Here is a 21,289-nt window from a genome sequence, read left to right on the forward strand (position 1 = left end):
GACCCGGTCCGACTAGCATCCGGTCCATGGACCGCATGTCGACCCCCGCCGGACGACTGGCCCGCCGGGGCTTCGCCGACCCCCACCACGCGGTGGCGGTGATCGAGACCTGGTTCGCGGTCTTCCACGACGAGCCCGCCGTGCGCCGGCTGGTGGACGAACTCCTCGCCAGCGCGGATCCCGACCTCGCCATGGGCGGGTTCGCGCGCATGGCCGCCGAGCAGACGGACGCCTTCCGCCACGTGATCGCCGACCCCGAGCGCGCGCGCCGGGTCGCCCGGGTGATGGGGGCGTCCGTCGCCCTCAACCAGCACCTGGGCGTGCACCCCGAGGCGCTGGCCGTGCTCGACGAGGAACCGTGGCCCCGCGACGCCGCCTCCCTGCGCGCCGACCTCCTGCGCGCGGTGGGGGCCGACCCCGATGCGGAGGCACCGGTCGCCCAGACCGGGTCGGGCGACGCCCTCCGGCTCGCCTACCGGGAGGCACTGCTGCGCGTCGCCGCGCGCGACCTGACCGCCTCCGACCCCCTGGCCACCGTCGCCGACATCGGGCGCGAGCTCGCCGACCTGGCCGACGGCGTGGTCGAGGCGGCCCTCGCCCTGGCCCGCGCCGAGGTACCCGGGCACGAGCGGGTCCGGCTGGCCATCTTGGCCATGGGCAAGTGCGGCGCCCGCGAGCTCAACTACGTCTCCGACGTCGACGTCATCCACGTCGCGGAACCCGCCCTCGACGAGGCGGGGGAGCCGGTCGTCGACGCGACCGAGGCCGTGGCGATCGCGACCAAGCTCGCGGCGTCCGTGGCCCGGACCTGTTCGGCACGGACCGCAGCCGGGACGATCTGGCAGGTGGACGCCAACCTGCGCCCCGAGGGGAAGGCCGGCCAGCTCGTCCGGTCGCTGGCCTCGATGGGCACCTACTACGGCAAGTGGGCCAAGAACTGGGAGTTCCAGGCGCTGCTCAAGGCGCGCCCGATGGCCGGCGACCGCGCGCTCGGGCAGGCGTTCGTCGACCTCGTGGCGCCCCGGGTGTGGTCGGTGGCCGACGACCCGCAGTTCGTCAGCGAGACCCAGGCGATGCGCAAGCGCGTGATCTCGCTGCTGCCGGCCAAGGAGGCCGCCCAGGAGATCAAGCTGGGCGCCGGCGGCCTGCGGGACACCGAGTTCAGCGTGCAGCTCCTGCAGCTCGTGCACGGTCGCGGGGACGAGCGGCTCCGCCTGCGGGGCACCTTCGACGCGCTGCACGCGCTGGTCTCGGCCGGCTACGTGGGCCGCGCCGACGGGCAGCAGCTCGAGAAGGCGTACCGGCTGCAGCGGGTGCTGGAGCACCGGATCCAGCTCCACCAGCTGCGTCGCACCCACCTGATGCCGACCGACGAGCCGAGCCTGCGCCGGCTGGCCCGCGGGATGGGCTTCGCGTCCAGCGACGAGCTGTCCTCGGCCTGGCGGTCGTCCACCCGGCGGGTCCTGCGGCTGCACCAGCGCATCTTCTACTCGCCGCTGCTCGAGGCGGTGGCCCGCATCCCGTCCGAGGCGGTGCGCCTGACCTCGGACGCCGCCGAGACCCGGCTGCGCGCGCTCGGCTTCAACGACACCCGGGCCGCGCTGAGGCACATCGAGGCCCTCACGACCGGGGTCACCCGGCAGGCCGAGATCCAGCGCCAGTTGCTGCCGGCGATGCTCGGCTGGTTCGCCGAGGGCCCGAACCCCGACCACGGGTTGCTGGCCTTCCGGCAGGTGTCGGAGGCGTTGGGGTCGACCTCCTGGTACCTGCGGGCCCTGCGCGACGAGGGCGCGATGGCCGAGAACCTCGCGGTGGTGCTGTCGTCGAGCCGCTACGCCGTCGACCTGCTGCTGCGCGCGCCCCAGACCGCCCAGCTGCTGGCCGACGCCGACCACCTGACCCGCACGCAGGAGGAGATCCTGCACGAGATGACCACCTCCGCCAAGCGCCACGACGACCCCAACGCGGCGGTCGAGGCGATCCGGGGGGTCCGGCGCAAGGAGCTGCTGCGGATCGCCATCGCCGACCTGCTCGGCCGGATGGACGTGGTCGCGGTGGGCGACGGGCTCAGCGACGTCATGTCGGCCTCGATCGACGCCGCCCTCGAGGTCGCGCGCCGGGAGCACCCCGACGCCCCGGCGCTCGCCGTGATCGCGCTCGGCCGGTGGGGCGGGCGCGAGCTGTCCTACTCCTCCGACGCCGACGGCATGGTCGTCATCGGCGACTCCGACGACCCCGAGGCGGTCGCCCGGGGGATCAAGCTCGTGACCCGGCTGCGGGAGCTGCTCCGGCGTCCGGGCGCGGACCCCGCCGTGGAGCTCGACCTCGACCTGCGACCCGAGGGCAAGGGCGGCCCCATCGTGCGCACGCTGGCCTCCTACACCGCCTACTACGAGAAGTGGTCCTCGACCTGGGAGGCGCAGGCGCTGGTCCGCGCCGGTCACGGCGCCGGCGACCGCGAGCTGTCGGCGTCCCTGCTCGCCGTGGTGGACCGGGTGCGCCACCCCGAAGGCGGCATCGCGCCCCGGCAGGTCACCGAGATCCGCAAGCTCAAGGCCCGGATGGAGAACGAGCGCATGCCGCGCGGCACCGACCCGCGCCGGCACGTGAAGCTCGGCTCGGGCGGGCTGTCCGACGTGGAGTGGTGCGTGCAGCTGCTGCAGCTGGAGTACAGCCACGAGGCGCCCTCGCTGCGGACGCCCCGTACCTTGGCCGCGCTGGAGGCGGAGGAGGCCGGCGGCTACCTGGCCCAGGCGGACGCGGTCGCCCTGCGCGAGGCCTGGCTGATGGCGACCCGCATCCGCAACGCGACGATGCTCCTGCGGGGGCGCGCGTCCGACACGATCCCGACCGACGCGCGCGAGCGGGCGGCCGTGGCCCAGATGCTCGGCTACGCCCGCGCCGAGGTGGGCGTGTTCATCGACGACTGGTCGCGTCGCGCCCGGCTCGCCCGCGAGGTCATGGACCGGGTCTTCTGGGGATTGACCCCCGGCGCCTGAGCCACGCCGGGACTAGATTGGTGGGGTGAGCCAGACGACCGCCCAGAAGCTGACGGGGTGGGGGCGCACGGCGCCCAGCACCGCGCAGGTACTCCGGACCCCCGACGCCGAGGTGGTGGTCGCCGCCGTGGCGCGCGAGGCCGAGCGGAGGGCGTCCGGGCAGGGCCGGGGCGTGCTCGCCCGCGGGCTGGGCCGCAGCTACGGCGACGTGGCCCAGAACGGTGGCGGGCTGGTGGTCGACATGACCGCCCTCGACCGCATCCTCGCCATCGACGACGCCGCCGCGACCGTCACCGTCGAGGCCGGGGTGAGCCTGGACGCGCTGATGCGCGCGGCCCTGCCCCACGGGCTGTGGGTGCCGGTCCTGCCCGGGACGCGGCAGGTGACCGTCGGCGGGGCGATCGGCAACGACATCCACGGCAAGAACCACCACTCCGCGGGCAGCTTCGGCGACCACGTGCGCTCCCTCGACCTGCTCGTCGCCGACGGCCGCGTGCTCACGCTCACGCCCGACGGCAGCCCCGACGACCCCGACGCGTCGCTGTTCTGGGCGACGGTGGGCGGGATCGGCCTGACCGGCATCGTGCTGCGCGCCACCGTGGCGATGGAACGCGTCGAGACGGCCTGGTTCCTCGCCGACGGCGTGGTCACCGGGTCGCTGGAGGAGACCATCGCCGTGCACTCCGACGGGTCGGAGTCGCGGTACGCCTACTCCAGCGCCTGGTTCGACGCCATCTCCGCGCCGCCGAAGCTGGGCCGGGCCGCGATCAGCCGCGGCAACCTCGCCACCCTGGACCAACTGTGCGCGTACGCCCCCAAGCTCGCCGACCGGCCGCTGGAGTTCAGCGGGAAGACGTTCGTGACGCTGCCCGACGTGTTCCCCAACGGGCTGGCCAACAAGCTGACCTTCGGGCTGCTCGGGCAGGCCTGGTACGCCAAGTCGGGGGAGTACACGAACAGGATCCAGAGCCTCACCGGCTTCTACCACCCGCTCGACATGTTCGGGGAGTGGAACCGCGCCTACGGATCCGACGGCTTCCTGCAGTACCAGTTCGTGGTGCCGCCGGCCGCGGTGGGGGAGTTCAAGAAGATCATCGCCAGCATCCAGGCGTCGGGGCACTACTCGTTCCTGAACGTGTTCAAGCTGTTCGGTGAGGGCAACCGCGCGCCGCTGTCGTACCCGATGGCCGGCTGGAACGTCTGCGTGGACCTCCCGATCAGGGCCGGGCTGTCGGAGTTCCTGCGCGGGCTGGACGCCCGCGTCCTCGAGTTCGGCGGCCGGCTGTACACCTCCAAGGACTCCCGCACCGACGCCGCGACCTTCCACGCCATGTACCCCGGCATCGACGGCTGGATCGCCACCCGGCGGGCCATCGACCCGACCGGCGTGTTCGCCTCCGACATGGCCCGACGACTGGAGCTGATGTGATCGACGCCACCGGCAACCCCCAGACCATCCTGCTGCTGGGCGGCACGTCCGAGATCGGCCTGGCGATCGTGGGGGAGTACCTCGCCCACGCACCCGCCCGCGTGGTGCTCGGCGTCCGGCCCGGGGACGACCGCACGGACGCCACCGTGTCCGCCCTCACCAACGCTGGCGCGCGCGAGGTCGAGGTGCTCGACTTCGACGCCACCGACTTCGACGCGCACCCGGCGTTCATGGAGGCCGCATGGGCCGGCGGCGATGTCGACGTGGCGATCGTGGCGTTCGGCGTCCTCGGCGACAACGAAGAGCTGTGGACCGACCAGCGCAAGGCGGTCCTCGCCGCGCAGGTGAACTACACCGGGGCGCTGAGCGTCGGCGTCCTGCTCGGACAGAGGATGAAGGCCCAGGGCTTCGGCCAGGTCATCGCCATGAGCTCGGCCGCCGGCCTCAAGGTGCGCCGCTCGAACTTCGTCTACGGCTCGACCAAGGCCGGCCTGGACGGCTTCTACACCAACCTCGGCGACGCGCTCGCGCGGTCGGGGGTGAACGTGCTCGTCGTCCGCCCGGGCCAGGTGCGCACCCGCATGTCGGCGCACGTCAAGGAGGTCCCGCTCACGGTCAACCCGGACGAGGTCGCCTCGCTGGTGGTCACGGCCGCCCGCAAGGGCCGGCGCGTGGTGTGGACGCCCCCGGCGTTCGAGGCCGTCATGTTCGTCCTGCGGCACATCCCGGCCCCGATCTTCAGGCGCCTGCCCATCTGAGCGATAGACCTGGGGCGGGCCGCCCATACACACCCTGGACGCGGCCTGCCCGTCATCGGTTGGAGCGACCAAGGCGTGGAATGGTCGGCCGGGGTGCTTGCCACGACGGTTTTCGGGATGGTCTCATGTAGCGCCCGTCCAACCGTCGTGAGGAACATCGTGCTGGAGCAAGTGCTCGGCGACATCGCCAACATCGTCTGGGGGCCGTTCGTGCTCCTGCCCCTGCTGCTCGGAACCGGCATCTGGCTGACGGTCCGCCTCGGCGGCCTGCAGTTCACCAAGCTCGTGCCGGCCCTGCGCCTGGCCTTCATCAACCGCCACGACGGACTGGAGGAGGACGGTGACGTCAGCCACTACCAGGCTCTGACCACGGCGCTGGCCGCCACCGTCGGTGTCGGCAACATCGCGGGTGTGGCCACGGCCATCACCCTCGGTGGCCCCGGTGCGGTGTTCTGGATGTGGGTCTCGGCCATCTTCGGCATGGCCGCCAAGTACTCCGAGGCGTTCATGGGGGTGCGCTTCCGCACGCTCGACGCCAAGGGGGAGGTCTCCGGCGGCCCGCAGTACTACTTGGAGAAGGCGATCGGCGGCGGGTTCGGCAAGTTCCTGGCCCTGTTCTTCGCCGTCGCCGCCGTCATCGCCTCGTTCGGCATCGGCAACATGACCCAGGCCAACACCGTGGCGCACACGCTGCAGGAGACGTTCGCGGTCGACCCGATCGTCACCGCGATCTTCGTCTCGGTGCTCACCGCGGCGGTGCTGCTGGGTGGCATCAGGGTCATCGGTCGCGTCACCGCCGGCTTCGTGCCCGTCATGATCATCATCTACGTCGTCGGCGCGCTGGTGGTCCTCGGCCTCAACTGGCAGGCCCTGCCCGGCGCGTTCGCCCTGATCTTCTCCGACGCGTTCACCGGCACGGCCGCCGCGGGCGGCTTCCTGGGCTCGGTCGTGGCCCAAGCCATCCAGTACGGCATCGCGCGCGGCATCTTCTCCAACGAGTCCGGCATGGGCTCGGCGGCCATCGTCGCCGCGGCGGCCAAGACCAAGCACCCCGTCCGCCAAGGCCTGGTCTCGATGACCCAGACCTTCATCGACACCATCATCGTGGTCTCCATGACCGCCCTGGTCATCGTTTCCACCGGGGCGTGGATGAGCGACAAGAAGGGCGCTTCGCTGACTGCCGAGGGCTTCTCCATCGGCCTCCCCGGCACGAGCGGCGGCGTGATCGTCGCCATCTCGGTCGTGTTCTTCGCCTACTCCACGATCCTCGGCTGGGCCTACTACGGCGAGCGCAACGTGGAGCGCCTGGTCGGCATCAAGGGCGTCGTGCCCTACCGCCTGCTGTTCAGCGCGGTTGTCTTCCTCGGCTGCGTGAGCGAGCTCGAGCTCGTGTGGACGTTCTCCGACATCGCCAACGGCCTGATGGCCATCCCGAACCTGATCGGCCTGCTGATCTGCTCGGGTCTCATCGCCCGCGAGACGAAGGCCTACCTGGCCGTCGACCCGACCCTGCAGAACGAGCCGGCGGTGTCCACGCTGCACGGCATCGACGGGCTCGCCGGACTGCCGCGACGCGGCTGATCCAGCACCCCACCGTCGCTACAGTGGCGGGCATGATCCCACCGGTCGTGCCCGCCACTTTCCTGTCCGAACACCCCGGCGCCGTCCTGGTCGACGTGCGGTACACCCCGACCGGTGGCCCCGACGTCGAGGGGTACTCCGCCGGGCACCTGCCCGGCGCCGTCTTCGTCGACATGGACGCCGTGCTGGCCGGGCCGTCCTCCCCCGAGACCGGGCGGCACCCGCTGCCCGAACCGCAGGCCTTCGCCGACGGCATGTCGGCGCTCGGGATCGGGGACGCCTCGGTCGTCGTCGCCTACGACGACGCGGGCGGGGCCTTCGCCGGACGCTTGGTCTGGCTGCTGCGCATGCTCGGCGTGGACGCCGCGCTGCTCGACGGCGGGCTCGCTCATGGCGGATCGGCGCTCGAGGAGGGCCTGGTCACGCGCGAGGCGGCCCACTTCAGCCCGCGCCCCTGGCCGCCGGAGGCGCTGGCCACCATCGACGACGCGGCCACCGCGCCCGTGGTCGCCGACGCGCGCGCCCCCGAGCGCTACCGCGGGGAGGTGGAGCCGCTCGACCCGCGCGCCGGGCACATCCCCGGGGCGATCAACATCCCGTTCTCGGGGAACCTGGCCGACGGCTTCTTCCGATCGCCCGGGGAATTGCGCGAGCGCTACGCCGAGCACGGCATCACGGACGCCGCGGGAGTGGTCGTCTCCTGCGGCTCGGGGGTCACGGCGTGCCACGACCTCATCGCCATGGAGCACGCCGGGCTGGGGCGGGGCCGCCTCTACCCGGGCTCGTGGTCGCAGTGGTCGAACACCGAACGCCCCGCCGAGACCGGGCCGCAGCCGGGCAGCAAGCCCTCCATCGATCCCACCGGCCGGATCAGCGGCTGACGCTGACGCCGGCGACCGCCGCGTCGAACTCCTCCTCGATCACGGGGTTGGGCCGGTAGGTGGCCAGCGAGACGGCGACGGCGACGACCAGGTTGAGCAGGAACGCCGGCAGGATCTCGTACAGCTCGAAGATGCCTCCCAGCGGGTTGAGCACGAGCTTCCACACGAACACGGTCACCGCGCCGACGATCATGCCCGCCGCCGCGCCCGCGGTGGTGAGCTTGCGCCAGTAGAGGGCGAGCAGGACGGTCGGCCCGAAGCCCGCGCCGAAGCCGGCCCAGGCGAAGGCGACCAGGCCGAGGATCGTGTCGTTGCGCTGCCAGGCGAGTGCCGCCGCGATGACCGCGACGACCAGCACGGCGAGGCGACCGAACAGGACGCCGCGCCGGGCGGCCAGCTTCAGCGGCGTGATCGCGTGGTAGATGTCCTCGACCAGCGCCGAGCTCGTGACGAGCAGCTGGGAGGACACCGTCGACATGATCGCGGCGAGGATCGCAGCGAGCATGAACCCCGCGATGAGCGGGTGGAACAGCAGTTGGCCCAGCGCGATGAAGACGCCCTCGGGGTTGGCCAGGGCCGTCTCGTCCTGCTTGAACATCGCGATGCCCACGAACGCGGTGAAGGTCGCGCCCAGGGCCGAGACGATCATCCAGCCGATGCCGATCCGCCGCGCGGTCGTGGCCTCGTGGGCGGACGTCAGGGCCATGAACCGGACGAGGATGTGCGGCATGCCGACATAGCCCAGGCCCCAGGCGAGGGCGGAGATGACGCCGATGGGCGTCCCGCCCTCGAACCAGGTGAGCAGCAGCGGGTCGACCTCGCGGATCTGGGCGAAGAGCTCGCCCGGCCCACCCAGCGCGATGATGCCGACGACGGGCAGCAGCACCAGCGCCACGACCATCATCAGGCCCTGGACCACATCGGTCCAGGAGACGGCCAGGAACCCGCCGACCAGCGTGTAGAGCACGGTGACCGCGGCGATGCCGAGCATGCCGACGTAGTAGTTGACGCCGAAGCTGGCCTCGAAGAAGGTGCCGCCGGCGACCATGCCCGAGCTGACGTACAGGGTGAAGAAGACCAGGATGATCGCGCCCGACACGATGCGCAGGATGTTGGAGTCGTCCTTGAGCCGGTTGCCGAAGAACGACGGGATCGTGATCGCGTTCTGCGAGATCTCGGTGTAGGCGCGCAGGCGGGGCGCGACGAACTTCCAGTTGAGCCAGGCGCCCACGGTCAGGCCGATGGCGATCCAGGACTCGACCAAGCCGCTCACGTACAGCGCGCCGGGCAGGCCCATCAGGAGCCAACCCGACATGTCGGACGCCCCGGCCGACAGGGCCGACACGAACGGTGAGAGTCCCCGGCCGCCGAGCATGTAGTCGTCGAGGTTCTGGGTGCGCTTGTTGGCGTGGAACCCGATCGCGACCATCGCCACCAGGTAGACCGTCATCGAGATGATCTGCCAGACCTGCTCGTCCATGGTTTCTCCTCGTCGTGAAACTCACGGGGGAACCTACTACGGGCCGTCAGGGGTCGGCTGGGGGCGTCCAGAGCCGGCAGCGCTGACACTCGACGCCCCCGGGAGGTGTCCCGGGGGCGTCGATTGTCACCGCTGCTGCGGCAGGTGGGTCAGAGGTCGAAGTAGAGCTCGAACTCGTGCGGGTGCGGGCGGAGGCGGATCGCGTCGATGTCCTCGCGCTTCATCTCGATCCAGGTCTCGATGAGGTCGGAGGTGAACACGTCACCCGCGAGGAGGTAGTCGTGGTCGGCCTCGAGGGCGTCCAGCGCCTCGCCGAGCGAACCGGGGACCTGCGCGATCTCGGCGTGCTCGTCCGGGGGCAGCTCGTAGAGGTCCTTGTCGATCGGCTCCGGCGGCTCGATCTTGTTCTGGATCCCGTCCAGGCCGGCCAGCAGCATCGCGGCGAACGCGAGGTACGGGTTGGCCGAGGGGTCGGGGCAGCGGAACTCCATGCGCTTGGCCTTGGGGGAGGGGCCGGTCAGCGGGATACGGATGCAGGCGGAGCGGTTGCGCTGGCTGTAGACCAGGTTGACCGGCGCCTCGAAGCCCGGCACCAGACGGTGGTAGCTGTTGGCGGTCGGGTTGGTGAACGCCAGCAGCGACGGGGCGTGGTGCAGGATGCCGCCGATGTACCAGCGGGCCAGGTCGGACAGGCCCGCGTAGCCGGCCTCGTCGGCGAACAGCGGCTGGCCGTCCTTCCAGACCGACTGGTGGACGTGCATGCCCGAACCGTTGTCACCGAAGATCGGCTTGGGCATGAAGGTGGCGGTCTTGCCCGCCTCCCAGGCCGTGTTCTTGATGACGTACTTGTACTTCATGATGTTGTCGGCCGCGCGCAGCAGCGTGTCGAACTTCGTCGCGATCTCGCCCTGGCCGGCGGTGCCGACCTCGTGGTGGGCGCGCTCGATGGTAAGGCCGACCGACTGCAGGTGGCGGACCATGTCGTCGCGCAGGTCACCGAAGTGGTCGACGGGGGCCACCGGGAAGTACCCGCCCTTGTACTTGACCTTGTAGCCGCGGTTGAGGGCGCCGCTCGCATCGGTCTCGGAGCCGGACGACCAGGCCCCGGCCTCGGACTCGATGAAGTAGTAGCCCGCGTTGGCCTTGGTCTCGAAGCGGACCGAGTCGAACACGTAGAACTCGGCCTCGGGGCCCATGAAGGCGGTGTCGCCGATGCCGGTGGAGCGCAGGTACTCCTCGGCCTTGCGCGCGATGTTGCGCGGGTCGCGGCTGTAGGCCTCCTTGGTGATCGGGTCGTGGACGAACCAGTTCATGTTCAACGTCTTGCTCTTGCGGAACGGGTCGAGGTAGGCCGAGGTCACGTCGGGGAGCAGGGCCATGTCCGACTCGTGGATCTTCTGGAAGCCGCGGATCGAGCTGCCGTCGAAGGACAGGCCGTCCTCGATGACGTCGTGGGTGAGGAACTTCGCCGGGATGGTGAAGTGCTGCATCACGCCGGGCAGGTCGCAGAAGCGGACGTCGACGGTCTCGACGTCGTTCTCCTCGATGAAGGCGAGGAGTTCGTCGGCGTCTTGGAACATGGGTCCTCCGAAACACTTGGTGGTCTGACGGAGTGAACCGTAGGCCGCGCGCATCACTGGGTGGTGTCGTCCGTGTTTCGGGGGTGTTACACGTTGGGCGTTAGGGTGACCGCGTGACGACCGAGACCGTTCCGTACCCCGGCGAGTCCCTGGGCCTGCCCAAGAAGGGGCCCGGGTCGCTGGCCGGCTGGGGCAGCCGCCTGGGTGCGCTGGTGCTGGACTGGGGGGCCAGCATGGTCGTGGCGCTGGGTGCCTTCGGTGGGGGCGTCCTCACCGAGAGCGGCTGGAAGGCCTGGATGGTGCTCGCGGTCTACTTCGTGCAGAAGGCCGTGCTGACCGCGTTGGTCGGCGGCAGCTTCGGGCAGCTCATCTCGAAGATCGGGGTGACCCGTGTGGACGGGACCCCCATCGACGTGTGGCGCTCGATCGTCCGCTCGGCCCTGGTGTGCCTCGTGCTGCCCGCCGTCGTGATCGGTCCGGACCGCCGTGGCATCAACGACCTGCTCCTGGGCACTGTCGTGGTCAACCGGCGCTGATCACTTTTTCAATGTTCGCCTGACAAGTGTGAATGAAAGGCCTCGTCGGCGGCGCGTCACCCGTGTACGGTGGGTCGCCGGAAACCGTGCCCCTATAGTGGGCCGAAATCTGACCCGAGGGAACTGAATGATCGGCTACGTCCTGCGGCGACTCGCCAACTACATCGTCCTGCTGTTCGTGGCGGTGTCGTTGACCTATGTCCTGGCCGCGACCCAGTTGAACCCGCGCTCGCTGTTCCTGATGCGCAACCCGCCGTTGGACCCGCGCTCGATCGAGTCGATGCTGCTGTCCCGCAACCTCAGCGAGAACGTCCCGCTGTGGGAGCGCTACTGGACGTGGCTGACCAATGTCCTCACCAAGTGGGACTGGGGCCAGTCTCCCATGGGCGCCGTGGTGAACGACGAGATCGGCGCCCGCATCTGGGTCAGCCTCCGACTCCTGCTCATCGGCACCATGCTCGGCCTGGTGCTGGGCGTCGCCATCGGGGCGTGGGCGGCCACCCGCCAATACAAGATCTCCGACCGGGTGATCACGGTGCTGACCCTGCTGGTCGTCTCGACCCCGGCCTTCGTCATCGGCCACGTCTCGCAGATCCTGGCCACGGAGGCCAACCGCCGCCTGGGCTACCAGTTCTTCGAATTCATCGGGGAGACCGGTGCCATCCATGGGGAGGGGTGGTGGCCCGTTCTGGCGGACCGGCTGCAACACCTCCTGCTACCCACGGTGGTGCTGATGTTGCTCGGACTGGCGTCGATGAGCCGCATCCAGCGCAACCTGATGCTGGACGCCCTCGGCTCTGACTTCGTCCGCACGGCCCGGGCCAAGGGCCTGCGCGAGAACAAGGCGGTCATGAAGCACGCCCTGCGCACCGCCCTGATCCCGACCGCCACCTACGTGGCGTTCACGGTCGCGACCATGTTCGTGGGCGCGACCTACACCGAGAAGATCTTCGGCTTCCGCGGCATGGGTGCCTACGGCATCGACACCATCCAGGGCCAGGACATCAACGGCGTGGTCGCCGTGACGGCGTTCGCCGGCGTCTGCGTGCTCGTGGGTGCGGTGCTGTCCGACATCTTCGTCGCCATCCTCGACCCGCGCGTGCGGCTGAGCTGAGGGAGAACCTTTCCATGACCCAGCACTCTGCAGGCCCCCAGGGCGTCGGCCCGGCCGAGACCCCACCGGCCCCCGCCGAGGTCGAGCAGCCGACCACGCCCGGTGCGCGCAAGCGCCTCAGCCGGGGCCAGCTCACGTTCCGCCGCTTCCTGCGCAACAAGACCGCCGTCGTCGGTGCCATCGTGATCATCACCCTGGCGATCATCGCCGCGATCGGTCCCGAGCTCTTCTACTGGAAGTTCGACGACATCGACTACGACGCCTTCCTCAAGGGCCCCGACAGCAACCACATCCTGGGCACCACGCAGGCCGGGCGCGACGTGCTCGCCCTCACGCTGCGCGGCATGAGCAAGTCGCTCATCATCGGCTTCATGGTCGCGCTCATCGCCACCTCGATCGCGGCCCTGGTCGGTGCGACCGCGGCCTACGTCGGCGGCTTCACCGAGAAGGCCATCCTCTGGATCGTCGACCTCATGCTGGTCATCCCGTCGTTCCTGCTGATCGCCGTCATCACCACCGGCGGCCCGCAGGGCCCGAACGCGTGGCTGCTGCTCGTGGTGCTGCTGGCCATCTTCGGCTGGCCGCTGAGCTCCCGCGTCGTCCGCTCGCTCACCCTCTCGGTGAAGGAGCGCGAGTACATCCAGGCCGCGAAGTTCATGGGCCTGCCGGCGTGGAAGATCATCATCCGGCACATCATCCCCAACGTCAGCTCGCTGCTGATCATCGACGCCACGCTGGGCGTCGGCTACGCGATCCTGGCCGAGACCGGCCTGTCGTACTTCGGCTTCGGCGTCCAGGCGCCCGACACCTCGCTGGGCACGCTGATCGGTGAGGGCGCCCGCATGGCGACCACCTATCCGTGGGTCTTCATGGGCCCGGCCACCGTCCTCGTCATCCTGGTCATGAGCGTCAACGCGGTCGGCGACGGCCTGCGCGACGCCCTCGACCCCACGTCCGGCTCGGGAGGCCGCGCATGAGCACCGCTTCGACCAACCCCGCGACCACCGCTGCGCCGGCGCGCAAGCGGCGCACCGCCGCCGGTGACGTCGTCCTCGAGGTCAAGGACCTGCATGTCACGTTCCCCAGCGAGGCGGGTCCCGTCCGGGCCGTCCGCGGGCTCAGCTTCGACCTGCGTGCGGGCGAGACCATGGCCATCGTCGGCGAGTCGGGTTCCGGCAAGTCGGTCACCTCGCTGGCCATCATGGGCCTGCTCGCCAAGGGCGCCCGGGTCGAGGGATCCATCAAGCTGCACGGCGACGAGCTGCTGGGCCGCTCCGACGAGGAGATGTCCCGCACCCGTGGCCAGGCCCTGTCGATGGTCTTCCAGGACCCGCTGTCGGCGCTCACGCCGGTCTACACGATCGGTGACCAGATCGTCGAGGCGATCCAGATCCACAACAAGGGCACCTCGAAGGAGGCCGCCTGGCAGCGCGCCATCGAGCTGCTCGACCTGGTGGGCATCCCGAACCCCGAGCAGCGGGTCAAGTCGTTCCCGTTCGAGTTCTCGGGCGGCATGCGCCAGCGCGCGATGATCGCGATGGCGATCGCCAACGACCCCGACGTCATCATCGCCGACGAGCCCACCACCGCTCTGGACGTGACGATCCAGGCGCAGGTGCTCGAGGTGCTCAAGAAGGCGCAGCAGGAGACCGGCGCCGCGATCATCATGATCACCCACGACCTCGGCGTCGTGGCGGGGATGAGCGACCGGGTCACGGTCATGTACGCCGGGCGCCCGGTCGAGCAGGGCACCGTGGACGACATCTTCTACCGCCCGGCCATGCCGTACACGATCGGCCTGCTGGGGTCGGTGCCCCGCCTCGACCAGGGCAACCAGGAGGCGCTGGCCACCCTCGAGGGCAACCCGCCCTCGGTGGTCAACCTGCCGCCCGGCTGCCCGTTCGCGCCGCGCTGCCCGCTGGCCATCGAGGCCTGCCGCACCGCCGAGCCCGACCTCGAGCGCGTCGACAGCGGCCACGCGGCCGCGTGCGTGCGGGTCGACGAGGTCGTCTCGCAGGGCATGACGTACGCCGACATCTTCCCGGTGCCCGACCTCACCCGGTCGCAGCTGGCGGAGGTGCCGCGCGAGGAGCGTGAGACGGTCCTCGAGCTCAACGACATGAAGAAGCACTACCCGCTCATGAAGGGCGCGATCTACCGGCGCCGCGTGGGCACGGTGTTCGCGGTCGACGGGATCGACCTGGACGTCCGCGAGGGCGAGACCCTGGGCCTGGTGGGGGAGTCCGGGTGTGGCAAGTCCACAACGCTGCTCGAGGTGCTGAACCTCGCCGCGCCGAGCGGCGGCTCGATCGAGGTGTTCGGCAAGGACACCTCGAAGCTGGGCCGCAAGGAGAAGTTCACGATGCGGCGCGACCTGCAGGTCGTGTTCCAGGACCCGATGGCCTCCCTCGACCCCCGCATGCCGATCTTCGACATCATCGCCGAGCCATTGGGCGTCCACGGGTTCACCAAGGACGAGATCGAGAAGCGGGTCATGGAGCTGCTCAAGCTGGTCGGGCTCGAGGAGGGCCACGCCGACCGGTACCCGCAGCACTTCTCCGGTGGCCAGCGCCAGCGCATCGGCATCGCCCGGGCGCTCGCGCTGTCGCCCCGCCTGATCGTGCTCGACGAGCCCGTCTCGGCGCTCGACGTCTCGATCCAGGCCGGCGTCATCAACCTGCTCGAGGACCTGCAGGGCCAGCTCGGCCTCTCGTACGTCTTCGTGGCCCACGACCTCGCGGTCATCCGCCACATCGCCGACCGGGTCGCGGTCATGTACCTCGGCAAGATCGTCGAGATCGGCGACGTGGACGAGGTGTACGAGCGCCCCCGGCACCCGTACACCCAGGCGCTGCTGTCGGCGATCCCGATCCCCGACCCCCAGACCGAGCGGTCGCGCAAGCGGATCCTCCTCACCGGGGACCTGCCCAGCCCGGCCGACCCGCCCTCGGGCTGCAAGTTCCGCACGCGGTGCCAGAAGTTCCCGCTCCTGTCGGAGGGCGAGCAGCGCAAGTGCGTCGAGGAGCCGCCGGAGCTGATCGGCAAGGTGCCCGGCGAGGACCACGCGGACGCGTGTCACTACAGCGAGGTCGTCTCGGTCATGTGACGTCCCACGCCGTCGGGAACCCTTAAGTTTCCACTCATCGTTATGTGGATGACGCTTACGGTCGCAGACGGTAACGAGTTGGGTACGAAGCTGGAAAACACCCATCTGGCTTCGTACTCTGTTCCCCAACGTGCGCGCGACGGGTCCATCCGGACGGGCGTACCGGCAACAGCCTCGGGGAATTTCCCCACCATTCACGATCGGAGGACACGTGAAGCCCATCAAGATCTTCGCTCCGGCCATGCTGGGAGCTGCGGCGCTCGTCCTGAGCGCCTGCGGTGGCCCCGCTGCCACGCCGAGCGGTTCCGCCGCCCCCGGTGGCAGCAGCGCTGCCCCCACCGGCGGTGCCAGCACCCCGGCCGAGACCCCGGCCGCCACCAGCTCGGGCTGGGACATCAACGAGCAGCCGCGTGAGTCGCTCGCCCAGGGCGGCACGCTTCGCCTGTCTGTCACCGAGATGATGACGAACTGGAACGGCGCCCACGTCAACGGTAACCAGAAGGACAACACGGACATGCAGGCGCCGCTGTCCCCGACCTACTTCACCTTCGACTCGGGCGGCAAGCCGGTCAAGAACGAGAACTTCCTCGTCGACTTCACCGACGAGATGGAGGGCGAATCCCAGGTCATCACGATCAAGATGAACGAGAAGGCCGTCTGGGGCGACGGTGAGCCGATCACCGCCGACGACTGGATCGCCACCGTCAACGCCCTCAACGGCAAGGACCCGGCCTTCGAGGCCGCCTCCACCGAGGGTTGGAAGGACCTCAAGTCGGTCGAGAAGGGCGCCAACGACTACGAGGTGAAGTTCACGTTCACCAAGACGTACCCCGACTGGACCGCCATCATCTCCGGCGGCCCGATGCGCGCCGAGGCCGTGGCCGACGCCAACACGTTCAACACCGGCTGGACCACCCTGAAGAACGAGTGGCTCTCCGGCCCCTACAAGGTCGAGTCGCTCACCGCCGACCTGCTCACGCTGGTCCCGAACGACAAGTGGTGGGGCGAGGCCCCGCTGCTCGACAAGGTGACCTTCAAGGCCATCGCCGCCGACGCCGTTGCCTCGGCGTTCGCGAACCAGGAGATCGACTTCCTCGACGTCGGCCCGGACCCGGACGGCTACGCCCGCGCCTCGGCCACGCCGAACACGGTCATGCGCAAGGCCGCCGGCCCGAACTTCCGCCACTTCACCTTCAACAGCGAGGCCGAGAACCTGAAGGACGTCAAGGTCCGCCAGGCGATCGTCATGGGCCTCGACCGTGAGGTCATCGCGAAGTCCGACCTCGCCGGTGTCGACTGGGAGCCGAAGCCGCTGAACAACAACATCTTCCTGCCCAGCCAGCCCGAGTACGTGGACCTGGGCAAGGAGACCGGCATCGACTACAACGTCGAGGGCGCCAAGAAGCTGCTCGACGAGGCCGGCTGGACCGAGGGTGCTGACGGCATCCGCGAGAAGGACGGCGCCAAGCTCAACGTCAAGTTCGCCGCCCTGACCGGCGTCAAGGCGTCCGAGAACGAGGCCCTCCAGGCGCAGAACATGCTGAAGGAGATCGGCGTCAACCTCGAGATCGTCGCCACCCCGGTCGCCGACTTCACCGGTGGCAACCTGCTCGAGCCCGGCAACTTCGACATCACCGCGTTCTCCTGGATCGGTACCCCGTACCCGCTGCGTGGCATCGACCAGATCTACGGTGGCTCGCCCGACAACTGGGGCTCGAACTTCGCCCGCCTCTCCAACCCGGAGCTGAACGAGCTCATCCCGCAGATCGCGGTCGAGCCCGACGTGGCCAAGCGCAACGAGATGGGCCAGCAGGCTGCCAAGCTCATCTGGGAGTCGGTCCACACCCTGCCGCTGTACCAGCGTCCTGAGCTGGTCGCGACCAACGGCAAGCTCGCCAACTACGGCGCGTTCGGCCTCGGTTCGGCCAACTGGGTGAACGTGGGCTTCCAGTCCTGACTGGTTGACTGATCACACCGGGTGGGCCGGTTCCTTCGGGAACCGGCCCATCCGTCATTTCCTGGTTGATTTCACTTATCACATTCCCGACCCCGAAACCTTCACTCTTTCGTTACGGTGCCAATCGTCAATGGGCATGCCGATTGAGGATAAACTCCCGCGCGTGCGGCTGGCGAGGACGCCCGTCGTTCCCCACTCAGGAGGATTCTTAGATGCGCATCACGAAGCGTGCAGCCGGGCTCGCCGGCGTCGCTACGCTCGCGCTGCTGGCGACGGCCTGCGGCACGAGCCCTGCACCGACCACCTCGGCCGGCGGCACCGCCGCCCCGTCCGGCACCGCCGCCCCGGCCCCCGCCGGTTCCGGCGGCGAGATCGTCATCCGTGGCTGCACCCCGGAGAACCCGCTCATCGCGGGCAACACCTCCGAGGTGTGTGGCGGCAACATCCTGGATGCCGTGACCTCCAAGCTCGTCCACTACAACGTGGACACCGCGGCGCCCGAGATGGACATCGCCGAGTCCATCGAGACGACCGACAACAAGCTGTTCACGGTCAAGCTCAAGGAGGGCTACAAGTTCTCCGACGGCACCGACGTCCTGGCCAAGAACTTCGTCGACGCCTGGAACTACACCGCCTTCGGCCCCAACGGCCAGCAGGGTGGCTACTTCTACGAGCCCATCGCCGGCTTCGCCGACCTGCAGTGCACCGGTGAGTCCGAGGACGCCGCGGGCAACGACCTCGACCCCTGTGAGGGCGACGGTGCCCCCAAGGCCGAGACGCTGTCCGGCCTGAAGGTCGTGGACGACCGCACCTTCACCATCGAGACCACCGAGGCCGTCTCCAACCTGCCGGTCCGTCTGGGCTACTCGGCCTTCGCTCCGCAGCCCGACGCCTTCTTCGCCGACCCGGAGGCCGACGCCTTCGGCAAGCAGCCGATCGGTTCCGGCCCCTACAAGGTCGCCTCGAACTCGGCCACCGAGATCGTCCTCGAGAAGAACGCCGACTACTCCGGTCAGTACGCGGGCAACGTCGACAAGGTGACGTTCCGCATGTACACCGACCCCTCGGCCTCCTACGCCGACCTGCTGGCGAACAACGTCGACGTCGTCGACGTCATCCCGCCCGACCAGCTCGCGGGTGACGCCTGGAAGGCCGCCCTCGGCGACCGCGCCCAGGTGGCCGAGACCGGCATCATCCAGTGGATCACCTTCATGCCGACCGACGAGCAGTTCAAGGACAACGCCAAGCTGCGCGCCGCCCTCGGTGCCGCCATCGACCGCGAGACCATCACCAAGGAGATCTTCAACGGCAGCCGCACCCCGGCCACCGGTTGGGTGTCCCCGGTCGTCGACGGCTACAAGGAAGGCCAGTGCACCGACGGCTGCACCTTCGACGAGGCCAAGGCCAAGACCCTCTACGAGGAGTCCGGCGGCTACCAGGGCCAGCTCACCATCTCCGTGAACCCCGACGCGGGCCACGAGCTGTGGGCCCAGGCGGTCTGCAACGGCTGGAAGAACACCCTCGGTGTCGACTGCGCCGTCAACGTGACCCCCGACTTCGCCACCCTGCGCACGCAGATCAAGGCCGGCGAGCTCAAGGGCATCGTCCGCGGTGGTTGGCAGATGGACTACCCGTCGATCGAGAACTTCCTGACCCCGATCTACGGCAAGGGCGCTGCCTCCAACGACAGCAAGTACGACAACCCCGCCTTCCAGCAGGCCCTCACGGACGCTGCGGCGGCCACGGACGCTGCTGCGGCCAACGCGAAGTACCAGGAGGCGGAGGCGATGCTCGACGAGACGTACCCGACGCTGCCGCTGTGGTACTCCGCCACCCCGTACGGCTACTCCACCAAGGTCGACAACGTCAAGCTGAACGCCTTCGGCGCCATTGACGTCGCCGGCATCACCGTCAAGTAACCGACGCTGCTGCGGCCGGTGGGGTCACCCGCGGGTGACCCCACCGGCCCAGTCATGACCGAGGGCCCGAAACTTGATCAAGTACATCATCCGTCGCCTGCTCCAGATGATCCCCGTGTTCCTGGGGGCGACGTTCATCCTCTACTTCCTGGTCTACGCGCTGCCCGGTGACCCCTGGGCAGGCCGGTGTGGTGACCGGGAGTGCCCGCCCGCCTACGTCGAGGCGTTCAAGCGGGAGTACAACCTCAACGAGCCGCTGCTCGTGCGCTACGCGCTCTACATGGGACGCCTCCTGCAGGGCGACCTGGGGCGCAACTTCCGGGGCAACTACGTCATCGACGAGTTGATCGCCCGCTACCCGACCACGCTGAAGCTGGCGCTCATCGCCCTCGCGTGGACCGCGGTCATCGGCATCACCGCCGGCATCATCGCCGCCCTGCGCAAGGGCCGCTTCATCGACCACCTGATCACGGTCTCCACGCTGGTGGTCATCTCGATCCCCGTGTTCGTGATCGGCGCGATGAGCCAGTTCGCGATCCTCAAGACCGGCTTGACCGACATCATCGCCGTCACCGCCAGCGCGGGCACCCTGCAGCAGCTGATCCTGCCCGGCATCGTGCTGGGGTCGCTGTCGGTGGCCTACATCGCGCGGTTGACGCGCACGACGCTGGTCGAGAACCTGCGCGCCGACTACGTGCGCACCGCCAAGGCCAAGGGCCTCACCCGCCAGCGCACCATCGGCATCCACGCGCTGCGCAACTCCCTGATCCCCGTCGTCACCTACCTGGGCTTCGACTTCGGGTCGCTGATGGGCGGCGCGATCGTGACCGAGCGCATCTTCAACATCAACGGGATCGGCGGCTTCATCTTCCAGAGCATCACCGCCCGCGACGGCGCCAACGTCGTCGGGGCCGTGACGATCCTGGTGATGGTGTACCTGCTGATGAACCTGATCGTCGACGTGCTGTACGGCGTCCTGGACCCGAGGATCAGCCATGACTGACGCCGCGAACGAACCGACGACTCAGGTCGCCAGCGCCGGCCAGCCGGACGCCGTGGGCGTCCAGACCGACGAGCGCCACGCCTCGCTGTGGTCCGACGCCTGGCGCGACATGCGCCGCAACCCGCTGTTCTGGATCTGCGTGGGCCTGATCGCGGTCTTCCTGGTCATGGCCGCGTTCCCGACCCTGTTCACGCGGGCCGACCCGGAGTACTGCATCCTGACCAACGCGCGGCAGGCGCCGAGCTCAGCGCACCTGTTCGGCACCGACATCCAGGGCTGTGACGTCTACGCGCGCACCATCCACGGCGCGCGGGCCTCGATCCTCGTCGGCCTGCTCGCCACCCTGGCGACCACGACCCTGGGCATCATCATCGGCACGATCTCGGCGTACGCCGGGGGCTGGGTCGACACCCTGCTGAGCCGCATCGGCGAGATCTTCTTCGCCATCCCGATCCTGCTCGGCGGCATCGTGATCCTGTACTCGCTGCCGATGCCCGACAAGCAGCCGTTGCTGCTCCAGGTGGCCAAGGTCGTGATGGCCATCGCCGTGCTGGGCTGGCCCAGCCTCGCCCGCATCATGCGCTCCTCGGTGCTCCAGGTGAAGCCGAACGAGTACGTGCAGGCGGCCCGCGCGCTCGGGGCGTCCCCGCTGCGCGTGATCACGAGCCACATCCTGCCGAACGCGCTGGCCCCGATCATCGTGGTCGCCACGATCAACCTGGGCCAGTACATCGCGCTCGAGGCGACGCTGTCGTTCCTCGGCATCGGGCTGCGGCCGCCGGCCTTCTCGTGGGGCCAGGCGATCTCGCAGGCCTCGGGCCTGGGCTACATCGTGAACACGCCGCACATGCTGCTGTTCCCGTCGCTGTTCCTGTCCCTGACCGTGCTGTCGTTCATCATGCTCGGCGAGGTCGTCCGCGACGCCCTCGACCCGAAGCTGCGCTGA

The 21,289-nt window shown here is 69.4% G+C and carries 15 protein-coding genes; 13 read left to right on the top strand and 2 right to left on the bottom strand.

Going from position 1 to position 21,289, the window contains the following annotated elements:
* The first annotated feature begins 26 nt into the window (after positions 1-26).
* The 5 genes from H5397_RS01330 to H5397_RS01350 all read left to right on the top strand — a co-directional run bounded on the left by H5397_RS01330 (position 27) and on the right by H5397_RS01350 (position 7,648).
* Positions 27-2,999 (top strand): bifunctional [glutamine synthetase] adenylyltransferase/[glutamine synthetase]-adenylyl-L-tyrosine phosphorylase, encoded by a 2,973-nt coding sequence (locus H5397_RS01330; RefSeq protein WP_182814495.1) that lies wholly within the window; start codon positions 27-29, stop codon positions 2,997-2,999.
* A gap of 25 nt (positions 3,000-3,024) precedes the next feature.
* Positions 3,025-4,428: an FAD-binding oxidoreductase gene (locus H5397_RS01335; protein ID WP_182814496.1), complete on the top strand. Its 1,404-nt coding sequence runs from the start codon at positions 3,025-3,027 to the stop codon at positions 4,426-4,428.
* The gene (locus tag H5397_RS01340; RefSeq protein ID WP_182814497.1) at positions 4,425-5,186 is read left to right on the top strand and encodes a decaprenylphospho-beta-D-erythro-pentofuranosid-2-ulose 2-reductase; all 762 of its coding nucleotides are present in this window, start codon (positions 4,425-4,427) and stop codon (positions 5,184-5,186) included. Before H5397_RS01335 ends, H5397_RS01340 begins: the two co-directional genes overlap by 4 nt.
* Before the next feature lie 159 nt (positions 5,187-5,345).
* A complete protein-coding gene (locus H5397_RS01345; RefSeq protein WP_220491874.1) occupies positions 5,346-6,767 on the top strand; it encodes a sodium:alanine symporter family protein in 1,422 nt (473 codons plus the stop codon).
* A gap of 32 nt (positions 6,768-6,799) precedes the next feature.
* Positions 6,800-7,648, top strand: coding sequence for a sulfurtransferase (locus H5397_RS01350; protein WP_182814498.1), 849 nt, complete (start codon positions 6,800-6,802; stop codon positions 7,646-7,648).
* On the opposite strand, the gene putP is transcribed toward H5397_RS01350, so the two are convergent.
* Together putP and glnA are read right to left on the bottom strand one after the other, a co-directional pair.
* On the bottom strand, positions 7,638-9,128 hold the full coding sequence (gene putP, locus H5397_RS01355) for a sodium/proline symporter PutP (RefSeq protein WP_182814499.1): 1,491 nt from the start codon (positions 9,126-9,128) through the stop codon (positions 7,638-7,640). The two genes, H5397_RS01350 and putP, sit on opposite strands and share 11 nt — an antisense overlap.
* A 149-nt stretch (positions 9,129-9,277) precedes the next feature.
* Complete coding sequence (gene glnA / locus H5397_RS01360; protein WP_182814500.1) at positions 9,278-10,708, bottom strand: type I glutamate--ammonia ligase; 1,431 nt, start codon at positions 10,706-10,708, stop codon at positions 9,278-9,280.
* Between the two features lie 113 nt (positions 10,709-10,821).
* Here glnA and H5397_RS01365 point away from each other — a divergent pair, with 113 nt between their 5' ends.
* The 8 genes from H5397_RS01365 (at position 10,822) to H5397_RS01400 (ending at position 21,289) form a co-directional block, all read left to right on the top strand.
* Positions 10,822-11,244: an RDD family protein gene (locus H5397_RS01365; RefSeq protein WP_182814501.1), complete on the top strand. Its 423-nt coding sequence runs from the start codon at positions 10,822-10,824 to the stop codon at positions 11,242-11,244.
* 127 nt (positions 11,245-11,371) lie between these two features.
* Positions 11,372-12,358 (top strand): ABC transporter permease, encoded by a 987-nt coding sequence (locus H5397_RS01370; RefSeq protein WP_182814502.1) that lies wholly within the window; start codon positions 11,372-11,374, stop codon positions 12,356-12,358.
* A gap of 14 nt (positions 12,359-12,372) precedes the next feature.
* Positions 12,373-13,335 carry an ABC transporter permease gene (locus tag H5397_RS01375; RefSeq protein WP_182814503.1) on the top strand — a complete coding sequence of 321 codons (963 nt, stop codon included), beginning with the start codon at positions 12,373-12,375 and terminating at the stop codon, positions 13,333-13,335.
* On the top strand, positions 13,332-15,464 hold the full coding sequence (locus H5397_RS01380) for an ABC transporter ATP-binding protein (RefSeq protein ID WP_182814504.1): 2,133 nt from the start codon (positions 13,332-13,334) through the stop codon (positions 15,462-15,464). The genes H5397_RS01375 and H5397_RS01380 overlap by 4 nt, the downstream gene beginning before the upstream one ends.
* 211 nt (positions 15,465-15,675) lie before the next feature.
* Positions 15,676-17,421 carry an ABC transporter family substrate-binding protein gene (locus tag H5397_RS01385; protein ID WP_182814505.1) on the top strand — a complete coding sequence of 582 codons (1,746 nt, stop codon included), beginning with the start codon at positions 15,676-15,678 and terminating at the stop codon, positions 17,419-17,421.
* A 212-nt stretch (positions 17,422-17,633) separates the two neighbouring features.
* A complete protein-coding gene (locus H5397_RS01390; protein WP_182814506.1) occupies positions 17,634-19,340 on the top strand; it encodes an ABC transporter substrate-binding protein in 1,707 nt (568 codons plus the stop codon).
* Positions 19,341-19,413: 73 nt separating this feature from the next.
* Positions 19,414-20,343: an ABC transporter permease gene (locus tag H5397_RS01395; RefSeq protein WP_182814507.1), complete on the top strand. Its 930-nt coding sequence runs from the start codon at positions 19,414-19,416 to the stop codon at positions 20,341-20,343.
* Positions 20,336-21,289, top strand: a complete 954-nt coding sequence (locus H5397_RS01400) for an ABC transporter permease (RefSeq protein WP_182814508.1) — start codon at positions 20,336-20,338, stop codon at positions 21,287-21,289. The genes H5397_RS01395 and H5397_RS01400 overlap by 8 nt, the downstream gene beginning before the upstream one ends.

The sequence above is a fragment of the Propioniciclava sp. MC1683 genome, from assembly GCF_014164675.1.
GTDB lineage: Bacteria > Actinomycetota > Actinomycetes > Propionibacteriales > Propionibacteriaceae > Propioniciclava.

Excerpts from the sequence above, each read along its gene's own strand:
- glnA (WP_182814500.1), bottom strand. The coding sequence starts at position 10,708 with ATGTTCCAAGACGCCGACGAACTCCTCGCCTTCATCGAGGAGAACGAC.
- H5397_RS01350 (WP_182814498.1), top strand. The coding sequence starts at position 6,800 with ATGATCCCACCGGTCGTGCCCGCCACTTTCCTGTCCGAACACCCCGGC.
- putP (WP_182814499.1), bottom strand. The coding sequence starts at position 9,128 with ATGGACGAGCAGGTCTGGCAGATCATCTCGATGACGGTCTACCTGGTG.
- H5397_RS01390 (WP_182814506.1), top strand. The coding sequence starts at position 17,634 with ATGCGCATCACGAAGCGTGCAGCCGGGCTCGCCGGCGTCGCTACGCTC.
- H5397_RS01330 (WP_182814495.1), top strand. The coding sequence starts at position 27 with ATGGACCGCATGTCGACCCCCGCCGGACGACTGGCCCGCCGGGGCTTC.
- H5397_RS01370 (WP_182814502.1), top strand. The coding sequence starts at position 11,372 with ATGATCGGCTACGTCCTGCGGCGACTCGCCAACTACATCGTCCTGCTG.
- H5397_RS01375 (WP_182814503.1), top strand. The coding sequence starts at position 12,373 with ATGACCCAGCACTCTGCAGGCCCCCAGGGCGTCGGCCCGGCCGAGACC.
- H5397_RS01380 (WP_182814504.1), top strand. The coding sequence starts at position 13,332 with ATGAGCACCGCTTCGACCAACCCCGCGACCACCGCTGCGCCGGCGCGC.
- H5397_RS01400 (WP_182814508.1), top strand. The coding sequence starts at position 20,336 with ATGACTGACGCCGCGAACGAACCGACGACTCAGGTCGCCAGCGCCGGC.